This window comes from Rhizobacter sp. P1_G5, assembly GCF_056405435.1.
In genome coordinates this window covers 1-16,215 of sequence record NZ_JBFUCB010000069.1, presented here as the reverse complement: position 1 = coordinate 16,215, position 16,215 = coordinate 1, and the positions used below count along the sequence as shown (strand labels likewise).

Sequence of the window (16,215 nt, the reverse complement as noted above, 5' to 3'; positions counted from 1 at the left end):
CACCCGAAGGGCGCGCTCGACAGGTCGAGATGCGCCGGCGGCCCCTCTTGCAACAACCGGGCGAGGTGTTCGAGCGTCGACAGGCTGATCTGCCGGGCCCGGAGCCGGATGGTGCGGCCCTGCTCGTCGAGCAGCCAGGGGCACGCCCCGAGGCCGCTGCGACAATCCCGACAACCCGTCATGAAGCCATCCCGCGTCAAATGAACGATCTGGCTGAGTGACGCCACCCTCCCCCGGGGTTCCCGGCGAAGCCGGGGCCGAACCGCCCTTCCGAACGAAAGAGATCGTCGATGCGCTTGTCGCAGGTGTTGTTTTCCCAAGGCTTCGGCACACGCCGCGAATGCGAGGGCCTGGTCTGGCACGGGCTGGTGTCGGTCGGCGGACGGGTCATCGAGGAGCCGGCCGAAGAGGTCGACACCGAGGGCCTGGTGTTCACGGTGCAGGGCCGCGACTGGCGTTTTCACGAGAAGGCGCTGGTGCTGCTGCACAAGCCGACCGGCCACGAATGCTCGCAGAAGCCGAAGCACCACCCGAGCGTGCTGAACCTGCTGCCCCCGCCGCTGCGCAACCGCGGCGTGCAGCCGGTCGGCCGGCTCGACGAGGACACCACCGGCCTGCTGCTGCTGACCGACGACGGCACGCTGATCCACCGGCTGACCTCGCCGAAGCACCACGTGCCGAAGGTCTACGAGGTGACGGCGAAACACGAGGTGACGCCCGGGCAGGTGGCGCAGCTGCTGGCCGGCGTGGTGCTCGACGACGACCCGGCGCCGGTGCGCGCCGCGGCCTGCGAGGCAACCGGTGAAACCACGCTGCGGCTCACGCTGACCGAAGGCAAGTACCACCAGGTCAAGCGCATGGTGGCCGCGGTGGGCAACCGGGTCGAAGGCCTGCACCGCAGCGCCTTCGGCGAGCTGACGCTGAAAGGCGTGCCGAGCGGCGCGTGGCGCTGGGTCAGCGCGGCGGAGCGGGAACAGCTGGAGCGCAAGCGCTGATCCAAGGGGGGTGGCACCGCGAGCGGCCCGCTGCGCCGCGACGGATAATGCCCGCCCATGCGCGTCTTCAGCGGTTTCAACCATCCCGGCATCGCCGATGCCTGCGCCCTCACGATCGGCAACTTCGACGGCGTCCACCGCGGCCACCAGGCCATGCTGGCGCTGCTGCGCAACGAGGCCCAGCACCGCGGGCTGCCCTCGTGCGTGATGACCTTCGAGCCGCACCCGCGCGACTACTTCGCCCGCGCCGCCGGCAAGCCGGAGCTCGCGCCAGCGCGCATCGCGACGCTGCGCGACAAGCTCTCCGAGCTGGAGCGCTGCGGCGTCGACCAGGTCGTCGTGCTGCGCTTCGACCATGCGCTCGCGTCGCTGTCGCCCGAGGCCTTCATCGTCGACATGCTGGTGCGCGGCCTGGGCGCCCGCTACATCCTGGTCGGCGACGACTTCCGCTTCGGTGCGAAGCGGGCCGGCGACTACGCGATGCTCGATGCCGCCGGCCCGGCGCAGGGCTTCGACGTCGCCCGCATGAAGAGCTACGAGGTGCACGGGCTGCGGGTGTCGAGTTCGGCGGTGCGCCAGGCGCTGGCCGACGGCGACATGGCGCAGGCCGAATCGCTGCTCGGCCGCACCTACAGCATCAGCGGCCACGTGGTGCACGGCCGCAAGCTCGGCCGCGAGCTGGGGTTCCGCACGCTGAACCTGCGCTTCGCGCACGCCAAGTCGGCGGCGATGGGCATCTACGCGGTGCGCACCCACGGCCTGGGCGAGCAGCCGCTGGACGGGGTCGCGAGCCTGGGTGTGCGCCCGACGGTGGAAGACGCCGGCCGCGTGCTGCTCGAAGTGCATTGCCTCGATTGGCCCGCACGCCTCGGGGCCGAGGGGGCCTACGGTAAACTCGTCCGCGTGGAACTGCTGCACAAACTTCGCGATGAGGCCCGTTTCGACGGGCTGGAAGCCCTGACGGCGGCGATCGAGCAGGACGTGCAGGACGCCCGCGTGTGCCTCGCCTCGTACGCCGCGCAACGCCGCCAGACCACGCGCGACCGAATTTAACGCTCGCCGCTCCTCCCCTTCTTTTCGCGAGCCCCGGCGCCTGGCGCCGGCACCCTGCCTTCGAGACGCGCCGCGCGGCGCGCAAAGCCATGACCGACAAGACCACGGACTACCGAAGCACCCTCAACCTGCCCGACACGCCGTTCCCGATGCGCGGCGACCTGCCCAAGCGCGAACCGGGCTGGATCAAGGAGTGGAGCGACCAGGGCATCTACAAGCAGCTGCGCGACGCCCGCGTGAACCGCCCGCGCTTCGTGCTGCACGACGGCCCGCCCTACGCCAACGGCACGCTGCACGTCGGCCACGCGGCCAACAAGATCCTGAAGGACATGATCGTCAAGGCGCGCCAGCTGGCCGGCTACGACGCGCGCTACACGCCGGGCTGGGACTGCCACGGCCTGCCGATCGAGAACCAGATCGAGAAGACCTTCGGCCGCAACCTCGAACGCGCTGACGTGCAGGCGAAGAGCCGCACCTACGCCGGCGAGCAGATCGCGCAGCAGATGGCCGACTTCAAGCGCGTCGGCGTGCTGGGCGACTGGGACCACCCGTACCGCACGATGGATTTCGGCAACGAGGCCAACGAGATCCGCGTGCTGAAGCGCCTGATCGAGCGCGGCTTCGTGTACCGCGGGCTGAAGCCGGTCTACTGGTGCTTCGACTGCCACTCGTCGCTGGCCGAGTTCGAGATCGAGTACGCCGACAAGCAGTCGCAGGCGGTCGACGTCGCCTTCCTCGCGGCCGAGCCCGCGAAGCTGGCCACGGCCTTCGGCCTGCCGTCGCTCGCGAAGGACGCGTTCGCGGTGATCTGGACCACCACCGCGTGGACCATCCCCGCCAACCAGGCGCTGAACCTGAACCCGGCACTCGAGTACGCGCTGGTCGACACCGAGCGCGGCATCCTGCTGCTGGCGTCGGCGCTGGTCGACAAGTGCCTGGAGCGCTACGGCCTCACCGGCACCGTGCTCGCCACCACGCTCGGCAAGAACCTCGACGGCATCACCTTCCGCCACCCGCTGGCCCACGTCGATCCCGGCTACGACCGCGTGAGCCCGGTGTACCTGGCCGACTACGCCACCGCCGACGACGGCACCGGCATCGTGCACTCGTCGCCGGCCTATGGCGTGGACGACTTCAACTCCTGCCGCGAGCACGGGCTGGCGATCGACGACATCCTGAACCCGGTGCAGGGCAACGGCGTCTACGAGGCGACGCTGCCGCTGTTCGGCGGCCTGCACATCTGGAAGGCCGCGCCGCTGGTGGCCGATGCGCTGCGCGACGCCGGCCGGCTGCTCGCCACCTCGAAGCTGACACACAGCTACCCGCACTGCTGGCGCCACAAGACGCCGGTGATCTACCGCGCCGCGGCGCAGTGGTTCGTGCGCATGGATGAAGGCGACGGCGTGTTCACGAAGGACAAGGCGCCGAAGACGCTGCGCCAGACCGCGCTGGAGGCCATCGGCGAGACCAGCTTCTTCCCGGAGAACGGGCGGACCCGGCTGCACGACATGATCGCGAACCGGCCCGACTGGTGCATCAGCCGCCAGCGCAACTGGGGCGTGCCGCTGCCGTTCTTCCTGCACAAGGCGACGGGTGAACTGCACCCCGACACGATGGCGCTGATCGACCGCGCGGCCGAGGTGGTGCAGCAAGGCGGCGTCGAGGCCTGGTCGAAGCTGACGGTCGACGAGGTGCTGGGCGCCGAGGCCGGCGACTACATCAAGAGCAACGACATCCTCGACGTCTGGTTCGATTCGGGCTCGACCTTCTTCCACGTGCTCAACGAGAAGGTGGGCAGCCAGCCGGGCACGACCGGCGGGCCGAACGGTGCGGCCGGTCCCGAGGCCGACCTGTACCTCGAAGGCCACGACCAGCACCGCGGCTGGTTCCACTCGTCGCTGCTGATCGCCTGCGCGATGGAAGGCCATGCGCCGTACCGCGGCCTGCTGACGCACGGCTTCACGGTCGACGGCCAGGGCCGCAAGATGAGCAAGAGCCTGGGCAACTTCATCTCGCTGCAGGATTCGGTGCAGGAGATGGGGGCCGAGATCCTGCGCCTGTGGTGTGCGGCGACCGACTACTCGGGCGACCTCGCGATCGACAAGAAGATCCTGGCGCGCGTCGTCGATGCATACCGCCGCATCCGCAACACGCTGCGCTTCWTGMTGGCCAACACCAGCGATTTCGATCCGGCGACCGATGCGGTGCCGGTCGGGCAGATGCTCGAGATCGACCGCTACGCACTCGCGCGCGCGGCGCAGTTCCAGGCCGAGGTGCTGAAGCACTACGAGGTGTACGAGTTCCACCCGGTGGTGGCCAAGCTGCAGGTGTTCTGCAGCGAGGACCTGGGCGCGTTCTGGCTGGACGTGCTGAAGGACCGGCTGTACACCACCGCGCCGAAGTCGCTCGCGCGGCGCAGCGCGCAGACCGCGCTGTGGCACGTGACGCACGCGATGCTGCGCTGGATGGCGCCGTTCCTGAGCTTCACTGCGGAAGAGGCGTGGAAGGTGTTCGCGCCGGGGCAGTCGGCATCGATCTTCATCGAGACCTTCAGCGACACCTCGGCCTGGGCCGACGACGCACTGCTCGCGAAGTGGAGCCGCCTGCGCGAGATCCGCGACGTGGCCAACAAGGAGATCGAGGCGCTGCGAAGCGCGGGCCAGGTGGGCTCGTCGCTGCAGGCCGAGTTGCTGATCACCGCGGCGGCCGACGACCATGCGCTGCTCGCGTCGCTCGGCGACGACCTGCGCTTCGTGACGATCACGTCGCAGGCGCGGATCGCGGCGGGCGCGGCGCTGGCCGTCAGCGTCACGCCGTCGGCGGCGACCAAGTGCGAGCGCTGCTGGCACTACCGCGACGATGTCGGCAGCGAGGCGCGGCATCCGACGATCTGCGGCAGGTGCACAAGTAACCTGTACGGTGACGGCGAGACGCGTACAGTCGCCTGAACCTTCCCTCAAGGAGCCCTCGATGAACCACAGCAATCCTCGCGCGGAGTACCCTGACCTGTTCAAGCTCCCCGTTGATGAGCGGGTGCAGCTGGCCGAGGAGTTGTGGGAAAGCATCGTGGCAGAAACGAAGGACGACCGCACCCCGGTGTCCGAAGCCATCGCACTCGCGCTCCTGCGCAATCGCTGAAAACATGTCCTTCAAGAAATCCTCCGCATCCCTGCTCCCCTGGCTGGGCATCGCCCTCGTCATCATCGTGCTCGACCAGCTGACCAAGTCGCTGATCCTCGCCAACTTCGCGTACGGCGACAGCGTGCACGTCACGCCGTTCTTCAACGTGGTCCGGGTGCACAACACCGGCGCGGCGTTCTCGTTCCTGGCCGGCGCGTCGGGCTGGCAGCGCTGGTTCTTCGTCGGGCTGGGGGCAGTGGCCGCCGGCTTCATCGTCTGGATGCTGCGCAGCCACGGCGGGCAGAAGCTGTTCGCCTGGGCGCTCGCGCTGATCCTCGGCGGCGCGCTCGGCAACGTGATCGACCGGCTGCTGCACGGCTACGTCGTCGACTTCATCCAGGTGCACTGGGCCGACAAGTTCTTTCCGTCGTTCAACCTCGCCGACAGCGCGATCACGCTCGGCGCGATCCTGCTGATCGTCGACGAGCTGCGCCGGGTGCGGCGCGGCAAGTGATCGTCAGGCCGCCACGCCGACGATCACGCTCGACGCCTTGAAGACGGCGGTGGCCGAACTGCCGACCTCCAGCGCCAGTGCCTGCGCGCTGTCGTTGGTGATGATCGCCGCCACCGCGCCGCCGCCGGCCAGCGCCAGCACCACCTCGCAGTTCACCGCGCCCGGCGTGACGCGCGACACCACGCCCTTCAGCTGGTTGCGCGCCGACAGCCGCACGCCGCGCATGTCGGCCATCAGGATGATCGACGAGGCCTTGATCAGCGCGAACGCCTTCGCGCCGACCGCGAGGCCGAGCTCGGCCGTGCTCTCGTGCGTGATGCTCGCGACGATGCGCAGCCCGCCGATCGCCTCGAGCTCGACCTCGTCATTGATGGCCCCGCCGCGCAGCGACACCACGGTGCCGGCGAACTGGTTGCGTGCGCTCGTTCTCATCGCCAGCCCTTCCATCAGTGAATAGTCGCCGGCCAGGCCACCCGCTTGCCGGTTCAGCCGCTCGACGAAACGTGCATGCTCCTGCTGGATCAGCACGACATTGCGCAGCAGCTGCTCGCCGCGCGGCGTGAGCCGCGTGCGCCCGCCGCCGGTCCCGCCGGCGCTGCGTTCCAGCAGCGGCTCGCCGGCCAGGTTGCTCATCTGCTCGACCGCATCCCACGCGCCCTTGTAGCTGAAGCCGGCGGCCTTCGCGGCCTGCGTGATCGAGCCCAGCCGCGCGATCTCCACCAGCAGCGCGATGCGCCGCGTGCCGGCCAGGCTCTGCCCGCCGAGGTTCAGCGTCAGCTCGGCGCCGACGGTCAGCGCTTCGGCCGGCGCGTCAGCCACTGACGACTCCCTCTCGCAGCTGCAGCACCTGTTCGCCGAAGCGGCCCAGGTCGTCCGGGTCATGCGTGATCATCACGAGCGGGATGTCGATCTGCGACAGCAGCCGGTCCAGCTCGTCGCGCGTGCGCTCGCGAAGCGCCGGGTCGAGCGCGGAGAACGGCTCGTCGAGCAGCAACGCGCGTGACCCGTTGACGAGCGCACGCGCGAGCGCGGTGCGCTGGCGCTGGCCGCCGGACAGCTGGTGCGGCAGCTGCGACGCCACCGGCTGCAGCTCCAGCGCCGCGAGCCAGCGCTCGACCGCCTCGCCGCCCACGTCGCGCGGCGGGTTGCGCCAGCCGCGCTGCAGCCCGAAGGCGATGTTCTGCCGCACGTTCAACTGCGGGAACAGCGCGTAGTCCTGGAACAGGTAGCCGAAGCGGCGCTGCCGGGCCGGCACCAGGAGGCGAGCACTGCCATCGAACAGGGTCTCGCCGTTGAAGACGATGCGCCCGGCATCCGGCCGCAGCAACCCGGCGATCGCCTGCAGCGTCAGCGTCTTGCCGGCGCCCGACGACCCGTAGATCACCGTGCGCCGCGCCTGCGACGTGAAGCGCACCTGCAGCTCGAAGCGCCGCTGCGGGCTGCTGACCGTCTTGCGGATGTCGACCTCGAAGCTCATCGCACGGCCCTCCCCCGCAGCAGCCTTCCGGCCAGCAGCAGCACGACGATGCAGGTCACCGAGGTGATCAGCACCAGCACGTTGGCCACGCCGTCCTGCCCCGCCTGCACTGCCTCGTAGACCGCGACCGACAGCGTCTGCGTGCGCCCGGGGATGCTGCCGGCCACCATCAGCGTCGCGCCGAATTCGYCGAGCGAGCGCGCGAACGACAGCAGCAGGCCGGCCAGGATGCCGCGCCAGGCGAGCGGCAGCGTGATGCGGAAGAACACCGCCGCCTCCGACAGCCCGAGCACGCGGCCGGCGTTCTCGAGCTGCGGCTCGACACCCTCGAAGGCCGCGCGCGCCGCCTTCAGCACCAGCGGCAGCGCGACCACGCTGGCCGCGATCACCGCGCCCTGCCAGGTGAAGATCAGCTGGATGCCGAGATGCTCGTACAGCCAGGCGCCGAGCCAGCCGCGCTTGCCGATCAGCACCAGCAGGTAGTAGCCGAGCACGGTGGGCGGCAGCACCATCGGCAGCGTGAGGATCGCATCGAGCAGCTCGCGCCCGGGGAAGCGGCCGCGCGCCAGCAGGAAGCCGAGGCCGACGCCGAGCACCAGGTCGATCAGCGTGGCCCAGCCCGCCACCTTCAGCGACAGCGCGAGCGGGATCCACGCGGACTCCGCGGCGTTCACGGCTTCTGGAAGCCGTAGCGCGCCAGCACCGCCTGGCCGGCCGGCGACAGCAGGTAGTCGACGAAGGCGCGCGCGGCCGCCGGGTTCGGGCTGCCGGCGACGCGGGCGACCGGGTAGCGGATCGGGGTGTCGGTGGGCACGGTCAGCGCCAGCTTGACCTTGTCCTTCAGCACGGCGGCGTCGGTGCCGTAGACGAAGCCGGCCTCGGCCTCGCCGCGCGCGACGTAGTCGAGCGCCTGGCGCACGTTCTGCGCGTAGACGGCCTTGGGTTCGAGCTCGGTCCACAGCTTCGCGGCCTCGAGCGCGCCCTTCGCGTAGCGGCCGGCCGGCACGCCGCTCGGCTGGCCGAACGCGATGCGCTTGACGCCGGGCTGCTTCAGGTCGGCCAGCGCGCCCAGTGCCAGCGTGCTGTCGAACGGCGCGATCAGCACCAGCGAGTTGCTGACGAAGTCGCGGCGCGAGCCGGCGGCCACCAGTTGCTGCGCCTGCGCGCGGTCCATGGTCTCCTGGTCGGCCGACGCGAACACGTCGACCGGCGCGCCCTTCGCGATCTGCGCCAGCAGCGCGTCGGAGGCCGCGAAGTTCAGCAGCAGCCTGGTGCCCGGGTTCTGCGCCTCGAAGGCGGGGGCCAGCTCCTTGAAGGTGTTGGTCAGGCTGGCGGCCGCCGAGACGGTCAGGTCGGCGGCGTGGGCGCCGAGGGCGAGAAGCGAGAAGGCAGCGGTCAGCAGGCGGGCGGCGAGGCGCATGGGAGTTGCTACAGCGTGGAGAACCCCGAAATGTATCGCACTACATATCGAACTTGTCGCGTTGGCGCGGAAGGCGCGGGCGGGGAGGCTGGGGCGCGCCGGTCGCAGCAAAGCTCGAACTACGGAATCAGTACCGACCCGCCCACCGTCCTGCGCGATTCCAGGTCGACGTGCGCCTGCCCCGCATCCTTCAGCGCGTAGCGGTGCTCCACCGGGATCTTCACCTGCCCGCTGGCCACGATCGCGAACAGCTCGTCGGCCATCGCCTGGGTCGACTCGCGGGTCGCGATGTGCGTGAACACCGTGGGCCGCGTCAGGAACAGCGAGCCCTTCGCGCCGAGCACGCCCAGGTCGAACGGGGGCACCTTGCCCGACGCGCTGCCATAGCTGGCCATCAGGCCGAACGGCTGCAGGCAGTCGAGCGACTTGTCCCAGGTGTCGCGGCCGACACCGTCGTAGACCACCTTCACGCCCTTGCCGCCGGTGATCTCGCGCACCCGGGCCGCGAAATCCTCGCGCGCATAGTTGATCGTGAAGGCCGCGCCATGTGCCTGCGCGGCAGCGCATTTCTCGTCGGTGCTCGCAGTGCCGATCAACTGCAGCCCGAGCGCACGCGCCCACTGGCAGGCGATCAGCCCGACGCCGCCCGCCGCGGCATGGAACAGCACGAAGTCGCCCGCCACGAGCCCGGCCTGCGGCAGCGTGCGGCGCAGCAGGTACTGCGTGGTGAAGCCCTTCAGCATCATCGCCGCCCCCTCGTCGAAACCGATCGCGTCGGGCAGCTTCACGACGCACTTGGCCGGCATCACCCGCAGCGTCGCGTAGGCACCGGGCGGCTGGCTCACGTAGGCCGCGCGGTCGCCGGCGCGCAGGTGCGTGACGCCCTCGCCCACCGCCTCGACCACCCCGGCCCCCTCGACGCCGAGGCCGAACGGTGCCGGCAGCGGATACGCACCGCTGCGGTGGTAGACGTCGATGTAGTTGATGCCGATCGCATGGTGGCGGATGCGGATCTCGCCCGGGCCGGGCTCGCCGACCACGACCTCGGACAGCGTCAGGGTCTCGGGCCCGCCGGCTCGGTCGAGGCGGACGGCATGTGCAGTAAGTGGCATGGGTTGCTCCAGTGGATGCGTTATCGTGCCAGCACTCCCGCGACCCTGCCTGCACCCGGTCTTGAAACGCCTCACCACCGCACCCAACCTCGCCCTCGCCCAGCTCTGGGCCGACATGCTCACGCAGACGGGAATCCCCACCACCGTGCAACGCGCGTTCGCGAGCAGCCTGTCGGGCGGCGTGCCGCCCAGCGAGACCCTGCCCGAGCTGTGGGTCGACGACGAGGCCGACCATGCGCGCGCCCTCGTGCGGCTCGACGAGCTGCAGCATCCGCGCCGCCATCTGTGGGCCTGCCCGCAATGCCATGAAGTGATCGACGGGCCCTTCGAGCAGTGCTGGAACTGCGGCGCCGCGATGCCCGCGGCATGACGGCCCTCCATCCCCGCATCATCCTGATGCTCACCTTGCCGCCCCTGCTGTGGGCCGGCAACGCCGTGGTCGGGCGGCTGATGGTCGGCAGCGTGCCGCCGCTCGCGCTGAACGCGTTGCGCTGGTCGCTCGCCTTCGTGCTGCTGCTGCCGATCGGCTGGCGCCTGTTCAGGCGCCCGGGCGAGCTCGCCGGGCGCCTGCGCTACCTCGCACCGCTCAGCCTGATGGGTGTCGGCAGCTACAACGCGCTGCAGTACATGGCGGTCACCACCTCCACGCCGATCAACGTGACGCTGATCGCCGCCAGCTCGCCGCTCTTCATGCTCGCGGTCGGCGCGCTGGCCTACGGTGAGCGGCCGACGCGCCGCCAGGGGGCCGGCGCCGTGCTGTCGCTGCTCGGCGTGGCGCTGGTGCTGTCGCACGGCCACCCGTCGACGCTGCTGCAGCTGCACCTGGTGCCCGGCGACCTGCTGATGCTGCTGGCCACCGCGCTGTGGGCGGTCTACAGCTGGATGCTGGCGCGCCCGCCGGCCTCGATGCGCCCGCCCGACCGGCCGCCCTGGAGCGCCGCGGAGTTCCTGCTCGCCCAGGTCGGCTTCGGTGCGCTGTGGGCCGCTGCCGGCGCGGGCGCCGAGCAGGCGCTCGACGGGCAGCCGATCATGTGGTCCGGCGCGGTGTATGCGGCGCTCGCCTACGTGGCGATCGGCCCATCGATCGTGGCGTACTTCTGCTGGGGCGCGGGCGTCACCGCGGTGGGGCCGGCGGTGGCGGCCTTCTTCGCGAACCTGACGCCGGTGTTCGCCGCGCTGATGTCGGCCGCGATGCTGGGCGAAGGGCCGCAGTGGTACCACGTCGCGGCGTTCGGGTTGATTGCCGCGGGGATCGTCGTAACATCCCGCGCAGCGCCTCGCAGGACACCATGACACCTTCCGGCCCCGTCGCAGTTCCCTCCGCTCGCAAGCGCTCGTGGCAACTGCTGTACGGTGCGGCCGCGCTGCTGATCCTGGTGGTGATCGGGCTCGACCAGTTCCTGGGCGTCAAGGTCAACGAGCGCTTCGGCGATTCGCTCGCCGCCGACCGCGGCTGGGCTGCCCGCTTCGAGGCGCTGGGCGAGCTGCGCCGCCTGGCCGGCGAGGTCGACGCACCGGCCAACGACATCTTCGCGTCGGGCCAGGTCGACCACGAGCGCGAGCGGCTGCATGCCGCGCACGGGCGCTTCAAGCAGGCGCTCGCGGCCGCGATGCAGCGCTTCGAGGCCCACCCGGCCGAAGGCGAGCGCGAGCTGATGGTGCAGGGGCTGCAATCGGCCGGCAACACGGTGCAGCGCATGGTCGAGCAATCCGAGACCACGCTGCAGCGCTTCGGCGAGCAGCGGCTCGATGCGGCCTCGCGCGCGATGGTCGAGGTCGACCGCAGCTATGCGCTGCTGCAGGAAGACCTGCGCGGTGTCTCGCGCATCTCGCGCACGCTGCAGAAGGCGCAGTTCGATGCGCTGAGCCAGTCGGTGGGCCGCTACCGCTGGCTCGAGCTCGCGAGCGCCGTCGGCGTCACCGCGATCACGCTGGGCATGCTGGTCTACGGCTTCCTGATCCGCCGGCGCATGGAGCTGGCCTCGGCCGAGAAGGCTCAGCACCTGTCCGAGCTGCAGGCCGCGAAGGATGCGGCCGAGGCGGCCAGCCAGGCCAAGTCGCAGTTCCTCGCCAACATGAGCCACGAGATCCGCACGCCGATGAACGGCGTGCTCGGCATGACCGAGCTGCTGATGGGCACGACGCTGAACGACCAGCAGCGCCGCTTTGCCGACAGCGCGCACCGCTCGGGCCAGGCGCTGCTGGGCGTCATCAACGACATCCTCGATTTCTCGAAGATCGAGGCCGGCAAGTTCGAGGTCGAATCGCTGCCGTTCAACCCCTGCGAGGTGGCCTACGACGTGGCCGAGCTGCTGGCGGTGCAGGCGCATGCCAAGGGGCTGGAGGTGATCTGCCAGATGGGCCCGGACCTGCCGGTGCGCGCCTACGGCGATGCGGCGCGGCTGCGCCAGGTGCTGATGAACCTGCTGGGCAATGCGGTGAAGTTCACCGAGCGCGGCCACGTGATGATCTCGGTGACCAAGATGCCGGCCAGCAGCGCGGCGCACAACCATGCGGCGCTGCTGGAGTTCGCGGTGTCGGATTCGGGCCCGGGCATCTCGACGGCCGACCAGGCGCGGGTGTTCGATGCCTTCACGCAGGCCGACAGCTCGCGCACGCGGCGCCACGGCGGCACCGGGCTGGGCCTGACGATCTCGAGCCAGCTGGTGGCGATGATGGGCGGCAAGCTGCAGCTGCAGAGCACGCGCGGCGAGGGCTCGCGCTTCTGGTTCTCGCTGCCGATGCGGCTGGTGCCCGACAGCACGACCCTGCTGACCGACCGCGAGGCCGCGGCGCTGCAGGGGCTGCAGGTGCTGGTGGTGGACGACAACACGACCAACCTCGACATCCTGCGCCACCAGCTGAGCGCCTGGGGGTTGCGCGTGGACACCGCCGAGGGCGGCGAGCATGCGCTGCAGCTGATGAGCAAGCGGCCGGTGGTGCACGACCTGGCGATCCTCGACGTGCACATGCCCGACATGGACGGCCTGACGCTGACGCAGCGCATCCGCGCGAACCGCCGACTCGACGGGCTGAAGATCGTGATGCTGAGCTCGCAGGGGCTGGACATGCCGGCGATCAGCCTGACGCGGCTGGGCGTGGAGCGCTGGCTGTCGAAGCCGGTGCGCAAGCAGGAGCTGCGGCGCGCGCTGATCGACCTGCTGGCGCATGAAGCGCAGCCGGTGCCCGACGCGGTGCTGCCGGCGGCTGCGCTGCCGGTGGCGGCCCCGGTGCGCAGCGCCCGCGTGCTGCTGGCCGAGGACCACCTGGTGAACCAGGAGGTGGCGGCGCAGATGCTGCGGCTGGCCGGCTACGACGTGCAGGTGGTGTCCGACGGCCAGGCCGCGATCGACGCGGCGCGCAGCCATGCCTTCGACGTGGTGCTGATGGACTGCCTGATGCCGGTGGTCGACGGCTTCGAGGCGACCGCGCGGTTGCGCGAGATCGAGCGTGCCGAGGGCGTCAGCGACCTGGCCCGGCTGCCGATCGTCGCCCTCACCGCGAACGCGATGAAGGGCGACGTCGAAGCCTGCCTCGCCGCCGGCATGGACGACTACGTGGCCAAGCCGTTCACGCAGGAGCAGCTGGTGGCGGCGATCGAGCGGCGATTGAAGGCGCGGGCGGTGCAGCGGGCGGAGTGAATCGGTCGGACGCGGCGCGTTCAGATCTGGTGCCGCACCGGCGCCACGCTCCACGACACCGTCGGCTGGTCGATCATCGCGTGCACGCGCGAGTGGCCCATCTCGTTCATCAGCCGCGCCATCGCGACCCGGCCATGCGCGGCCGAATCCCAGATCAGCATGTCGACGACGGTGCCGTCGTTCCACTGCGCGAGCCGGCGCGAGCGGAATCCCGCCTGGCGCTTGAGCCAGTCGTCGATCTCGACGTTGGCATCGATGAAGTCGTCGCAGGTGCAGTTCGCGAGCTTGAAGGTGGTGATTTCGATCGCTTCGGTCATGGGCTTCCTCCGGTGAGACGGCTCGCATCATCCTGCAGCCGGCCCGAGACCCGTTAGCCGGATCCTCCAGAACTCATGCACGATCCTGCAAATCGTGCGCTCGTGACACGGCAACGCGCAGCGTCTCGTGCAAGATCGTGGGCATGGCTTCGACCCTTGACCGCTACGCCGAGATCGCCGCGCTGATCGCCCGCTACGCGCCCGCCGACGGGCAGGCGACGACCGCCATCGGCAACCTGTTCTTCGGCCGCTGTTCGTCACCGTCGCAGCCGCACTACGCTGCGCAGTGGCCCTGCTTCGCGCTGCTGGCGCAGGGCGAGAAGATCCTGACGCTCGGCAACGACGAGTACCGCTACGGCGTCGGCGACTACCTGGTCACCTCGGTCGACCTGCCGATCGTCTCGCGCGTCACCGTCGCGACCGAAACATCACCCAGCCTCGGACTCGGCATGTCGATCGATGGCGTGCGGCTCACCGAGCTGCTGCGCCGCGTGCGCGCGCCGCAGGCCGCACCGCCCGGCGACGGCCTGCGCGGCGTCACCGTGAACCGCGCGCCGCCCGAGCTGCTGGACGCGGTGATCCGCCTGCTGCGCCTGCTCGACAGCCCGAACGACATCCCGGCGCTCGCACCGCTGGTCGAGGAGGAGATCCTGTACCGGCTGCTGACCGGCCCCGACGGCGGGCGGCTGCTCGCGATCATGTCGGCCGACAGCCGCAGCAACCGGGTCGGCAAGGCGGTCGACTGGCTGCGCCGGCACTTCGCCGAGCCGCTGCGCATCGAGGACCTCGCGTCGCATGTCGGCATGAGCGAATCGTCGCTGCACCACAACTTCAAGGCGGTGACGGCGCTGACGCCGATGCAGTACCAGAAACAGCTGCGCCTGCACGAGGCGCGCCGGCTGCTGGTGGTGGAGCGGCTGGGCGTCGCGACCGCCGGCCACCGCGTGGGCTACCAGAGCCCGTCGCAGTTCAGCCGCGAGTACGCGCGGCTGTATGGGCAACCGCCGGTGCGCGACGTGTCGGCCGGCGTGGCCGCGGATGCTCAGGGCTTGTAGGGCAGCGTCAGGTAGTACTTGCCGAGTTCGGTGAGCTGGCCGTCGGCACCGAGCAGGCTCGAGAAGTGCACGTCGTTGCTCCAGCGGCCGGTGAACCAGGCGTGGCGCACGACATCGGCGCGGTTCTCCAGCACGCCGACCATCTCGGCCATCTGCGCCTTCTGCTTGGCCACGCTGTCGATCTGCGCCGAGCCGTCGCCGGTGTGCCAGTTCGCGAACTCGGTGACCCAGAACGGCTTGCCGTATTTGGTGAGGCGGTCGAGCTGCGCGGCCAGGCCGTAGTCGTACCAGTGGAAGCCGATCATGTCGATGCGTGGCGCGCGCTGGCCGTTGGCATTGCGGTAGGCGGCTTGGAAGGCGTCCATCCAGACGACGGGATCCTCGAAGCCGGCGAGGTTGCCCCAGGTGATCTGCGGGCCGACGATCTTCACGCCGGTCTTGGCGGCCAGTGCCTCGACGCGCGGCCAGGCGGCCGCCGCATCGGCCGGCGACATCGTCGCCTGGCCCCACAGGTTGGGCTCGTTGAGCACCAGCAGGTACTTGTACTGCGGGTTGGCTTTCAGCAGCGCCTCGATCTCGGCGTCGTTGAAGCTGAAGTTCCACAGCATCGGCACGAAGTCGGTGCCGGCCGGCGGTGTCAGCTTGGGCCGGGGCGACCAGTTGTACCACCAGGACACGCCGGGCGACAGCGCGTTCAGGTCGGCGGTGGTGGCCACGTCATAGGCGATGCCGCGCTTGGCACTCTTGCCTACCGGGTTGGCGGGGATCGTGCCGGCGTCGGGCACGAGGCGCCATTGCTGGTTGTCGGTGCGGGTGCAATCCCACTGATGCACCACGCCGCCGACCGCGGTGCTGAAGTCGCGCACGTCGAGGCATTTGCCGCTGTGACGCGCCTTAAGCTCGAAGGCATCGCCGATCGCGGTGGCGGTGTAGCGCTGGTTCGCGCCGGCGGTATCGGCGAGCTGTTGCACGGCCGCGCCATTGGCGGTGGACGATGCGGCGACGCTGATCGACCTGCCGCTGCGAACGTTGGTCAAGCGCCAGGCGCCGCCGCCGGCCGATGCGATGTCGAAGCGCTGTGCGTCATCGCTGGCGCACGCGGCCTGCAGCAGGCGTGYGGCATCGGCGGTGCTCGCGCCTTCGATGCCGACGCACAGCTGCGAATGCACCGAACGCACCGAGTACCGGCCCACCGCCGGGCCGGCCTTGCCGCCGCTGGCCACGGGATGAACGGTGAAGGACTGCGCGGGCTCGTCCTTGCAGGCGAGCTGCTGCAGGCCGGTGCTGCTCGACGGCGCGACGCACTTGCCGCTTCCGGCATTCACCAGCGCGAAGCGGTTGCCGCCGAGCCGCTTGAAGGTGAAGCGCTGCGCGTTGGTGCCGTTGTCCTGCCACTGCTGCACGGTGGCACCGTCGGCCGCCGAGGCGCCCGCGACATCCATCGCGCGACCGCTGCTCGCCAACAGTTTGTAGCGCCCTGAAGCATCCAGGCTCACATTGAAGGACTGGGC

The 16,215-nt window shown here is 70.2% G+C and carries 17 protein-coding genes; 9 read left to right on the top strand and 8 right to left on the bottom strand.

The annotated features are described in order from the left end of the window. On the bottom strand, positions 1–227 hold a 227-nt coding region (locus tag AC1D12_RS07630; RefSeq protein WP_477839724.1), incomplete at its 3' end, for a hypothetical protein. Between the two features lie 63 nt (positions 228–290). Here AC1D12_RS07630 and AC1D12_RS07625 point away from each other — a divergent pair. The 5 genes from AC1D12_RS07625 to lspA all read left to right on the top strand — a co-directional run bounded on the left by AC1D12_RS07625 (position 291) and on the right by lspA (position 5,682). Continuing rightward, positions 291–995, top strand: a complete 705-nt coding sequence (locus AC1D12_RS07625; protein WP_047504383.1) for a pseudouridine synthase — start codon at positions 291–293, stop codon at positions 993–995. A gap of 57 nt (positions 996–1,052) precedes the next feature. Next, entirely contained in the window at positions 1,053–2,048 is a 996-nt protein-coding gene (locus AC1D12_RS07620) for a bifunctional riboflavin kinase/FAD synthetase (RefSeq protein WP_477839722.1), read from the top strand. An 89-nt stretch (positions 2,049–2,137) separates the two neighbouring features. After that, a complete protein-coding gene (ileS, locus tag AC1D12_RS07615; RefSeq protein WP_477839720.1) occupies positions 2,138–4,996 on the top strand; it encodes an isoleucine--tRNA ligase in 2,859 nt (952 codons plus the stop codon). Positions 4,997–5,018: 22 nt separating this feature from the next. Next, on the top strand, positions 5,019–5,186 hold the full coding sequence (locus tag AC1D12_RS07610; protein WP_197066853.1) for an addiction module protein: 168 nt from the start codon (positions 5,019–5,021) through the stop codon (positions 5,184–5,186). A gap of 4 nt (positions 5,187–5,190) precedes the next feature. Then, positions 5,191–5,682 carry a signal peptidase II gene (gene lspA / locus AC1D12_RS07605; protein ID WP_465111889.1) on the top strand — a complete coding sequence of 164 codons (492 nt, stop codon included), beginning with the start codon at positions 5,191–5,193 and terminating at the stop codon, positions 5,680–5,682. A 3-nt stretch (positions 5,683–5,685) separates the two neighbouring features. Here the strand turns inward: lspA and AC1D12_RS07600 are convergent, their stop codons facing one another. The 5 genes from AC1D12_RS07600 to AC1D12_RS07580 all read right to left on the bottom strand — a co-directional run bounded on the left by AC1D12_RS07600 (position 5,686) and on the right by AC1D12_RS07580 (position 9,691). After that, the gene (locus AC1D12_RS07600) at positions 5,686–6,564 is read right to left on the bottom strand and encodes a TOBE domain-containing protein (RefSeq protein ID WP_477839719.1); all 879 of its coding nucleotides are present in this window, start codon (positions 6,562–6,564) and stop codon (positions 5,686–5,688) included. Continuing rightward, positions 6,494–7,159 carry an ABC transporter ATP-binding protein gene (locus AC1D12_RS07595; protein ID WP_477839717.1) on the bottom strand — a complete coding sequence of 222 codons (666 nt, stop codon included), beginning with the start codon at positions 7,157–7,159 and terminating at the stop codon, positions 6,494–6,496. Before AC1D12_RS07595 ends, AC1D12_RS07600 begins: the two co-directional genes overlap by 71 nt. Continuing rightward, positions 7,156–7,833 (bottom strand): molybdate ABC transporter permease subunit, encoded by a 678-nt coding sequence (modB, locus tag AC1D12_RS07590; RefSeq protein ID WP_477839715.1) that lies wholly within the window; start codon positions 7,831–7,833, stop codon positions 7,156–7,158. Before modB ends, AC1D12_RS07595 begins: the two co-directional genes overlap by 4 nt. Beyond that, a complete protein-coding gene (gene modA / locus AC1D12_RS07585) occupies positions 7,830–8,579 on the bottom strand; it encodes a molybdate ABC transporter substrate-binding protein (RefSeq protein WP_477839713.1) in 750 nt (249 codons plus the stop codon). The genes modB and modA overlap by 4 nt, the downstream gene beginning before the upstream one ends. A gap of 119 nt (positions 8,580–8,698) precedes the next feature. Beyond that, positions 8,699–9,691 (bottom strand): quinone oxidoreductase family protein, encoded by a 993-nt coding sequence (locus tag AC1D12_RS07580; protein ID WP_477827583.1) that lies wholly within the window; start codon positions 9,689–9,691, stop codon positions 8,699–8,701. Positions 9,692–9,752: 61 nt separating this feature from the next. On the opposite strand from AC1D12_RS07580, the gene AC1D12_RS07575 reads away from it, so the two are divergent. The 3 genes from AC1D12_RS07575 to AC1D12_RS07565 are packed head-to-tail and all read left to right on the top strand — an operon-like array spanning position 9,753 to position 13,332. After that, entirely contained in the window at positions 9,753–10,061 is a 309-nt protein-coding gene (locus AC1D12_RS07575) for a putative signal transducing protein (RefSeq protein ID WP_465111883.1), read from the top strand. Then, positions 10,058–10,984 carry a DMT family transporter gene (locus AC1D12_RS07570; protein WP_477839711.1) on the top strand — a complete coding sequence of 309 codons (927 nt, stop codon included), beginning with the start codon at positions 10,058–10,060 and terminating at the stop codon, positions 10,982–10,984. Before AC1D12_RS07575 ends, AC1D12_RS07570 begins: the two co-directional genes overlap by 4 nt. After that, on the top strand, positions 10,981–13,332 hold the full coding sequence (locus AC1D12_RS07565; RefSeq protein ID WP_477839710.1) for a hybrid sensor histidine kinase/response regulator: 2,352 nt from the start codon (positions 10,981–10,983) through the stop codon (positions 13,330–13,332). The genes AC1D12_RS07570 and AC1D12_RS07565 overlap by 4 nt, the downstream gene beginning before the upstream one ends. Positions 13,333–13,352: 20 nt before the next feature. Here the strand turns inward: AC1D12_RS07565 and AC1D12_RS07560 are convergent, their stop codons facing one another. Continuing rightward, a complete protein-coding gene (locus AC1D12_RS07560; protein ID WP_047504410.1) occupies positions 13,353–13,649 on the bottom strand; it encodes a hypothetical protein in 297 nt (98 codons plus the stop codon). A gap of 143 nt (positions 13,650–13,792) precedes the next feature. On the opposite strand from AC1D12_RS07560, the gene AC1D12_RS07555 reads away from it, so the two are divergent. Beyond that, complete coding sequence (locus AC1D12_RS07555) at positions 13,793–14,704, top strand: AraC family transcriptional regulator (protein WP_477839708.1); 912 nt, start codon at positions 13,793–13,795, stop codon at positions 14,702–14,704. Here the strand turns inward: AC1D12_RS07555 and AC1D12_RS07550 are convergent. Beyond that, positions 14,692–16,215: glycosyl hydrolase (locus AC1D12_RS07550; protein WP_477839706.1), on the bottom strand; the 1,524-nt coding region annotated here is incomplete at its 5' end. The genes AC1D12_RS07555 and AC1D12_RS07550 overlap by 13 nt on opposite strands.

Bases quoted from the DNA above. Each gene is read 5' to 3' on its own strand.
- AC1D12_RS07555 (WP_477839708.1), top strand. From the start codon at position 13,793: ATGGCTTCGACCCTTGACCGCTACGCCGAGATCGCCGCGCTGATCGCC.
- AC1D12_RS07600 (WP_477839719.1), bottom strand. From the start codon at position 6,564: ATGACCCGGACGACCTGGGCCGCTTCGGCGAACAGGTGCTGCAGCTGC.
- AC1D12_RS07580 (WP_477827583.1), bottom strand. From the start codon at position 9,691: ATGCCACTTACTGCACATGCCGTCCGCCTCGACCGAGCCGGCGGGCCC.
- AC1D12_RS07560 (WP_047504410.1), bottom strand. From the start codon at position 13,649: ATGACCGAAGCGATCGAAATCACCACCTTCAAGCTCGCGAACTGCACC.
- AC1D12_RS07620 (WP_477839722.1), top strand. From the start codon at position 1,053: ATGCGCGTCTTCAGCGGTTTCAACCATCCCGGCATCGCCGATGCCTGC.
- AC1D12_RS07625 (WP_047504383.1), top strand. From the start codon at position 291: ATGCGCTTGTCGCAGGTGTTGTTTTCCCAAGGCTTCGGCACACGCCGC.
- AC1D12_RS07570 (WP_477839711.1), top strand. From the start codon at position 10,058: ATGACGGCCCTCCATCCCCGCATCATCCTGATGCTCACCTTGCCGCCC.
- modA (WP_477839713.1), bottom strand. From the start codon at position 8,579: ATGCGCCTCGCCGCCCGCCTGCTGACCGCTGCCTTCTCGCTTCTCGCC.
- AC1D12_RS07595 (WP_477839717.1), bottom strand. From the start codon at position 7,159: ATGAGCTTCGAGGTCGACATCCGCAAGACGGTCAGCAGCCCGCAGCGG.
- AC1D12_RS07610 (WP_197066853.1), top strand. From the start codon at position 5,019: ATGAACCACAGCAATCCTCGCGCGGAGTACCCTGACCTGTTCAAGCTC.
- AC1D12_RS07565 (WP_477839710.1), top strand. From the start codon at position 10,981: ATGACACCTTCCGGCCCCGTCGCAGTTCCCTCCGCTCGCAAGCGCTCG.
- lspA (WP_465111889.1), top strand. From the start codon at position 5,191: ATGTCCTTCAAGAAATCCTCCGCATCCCTGCTCCCCTGGCTGGGCATC.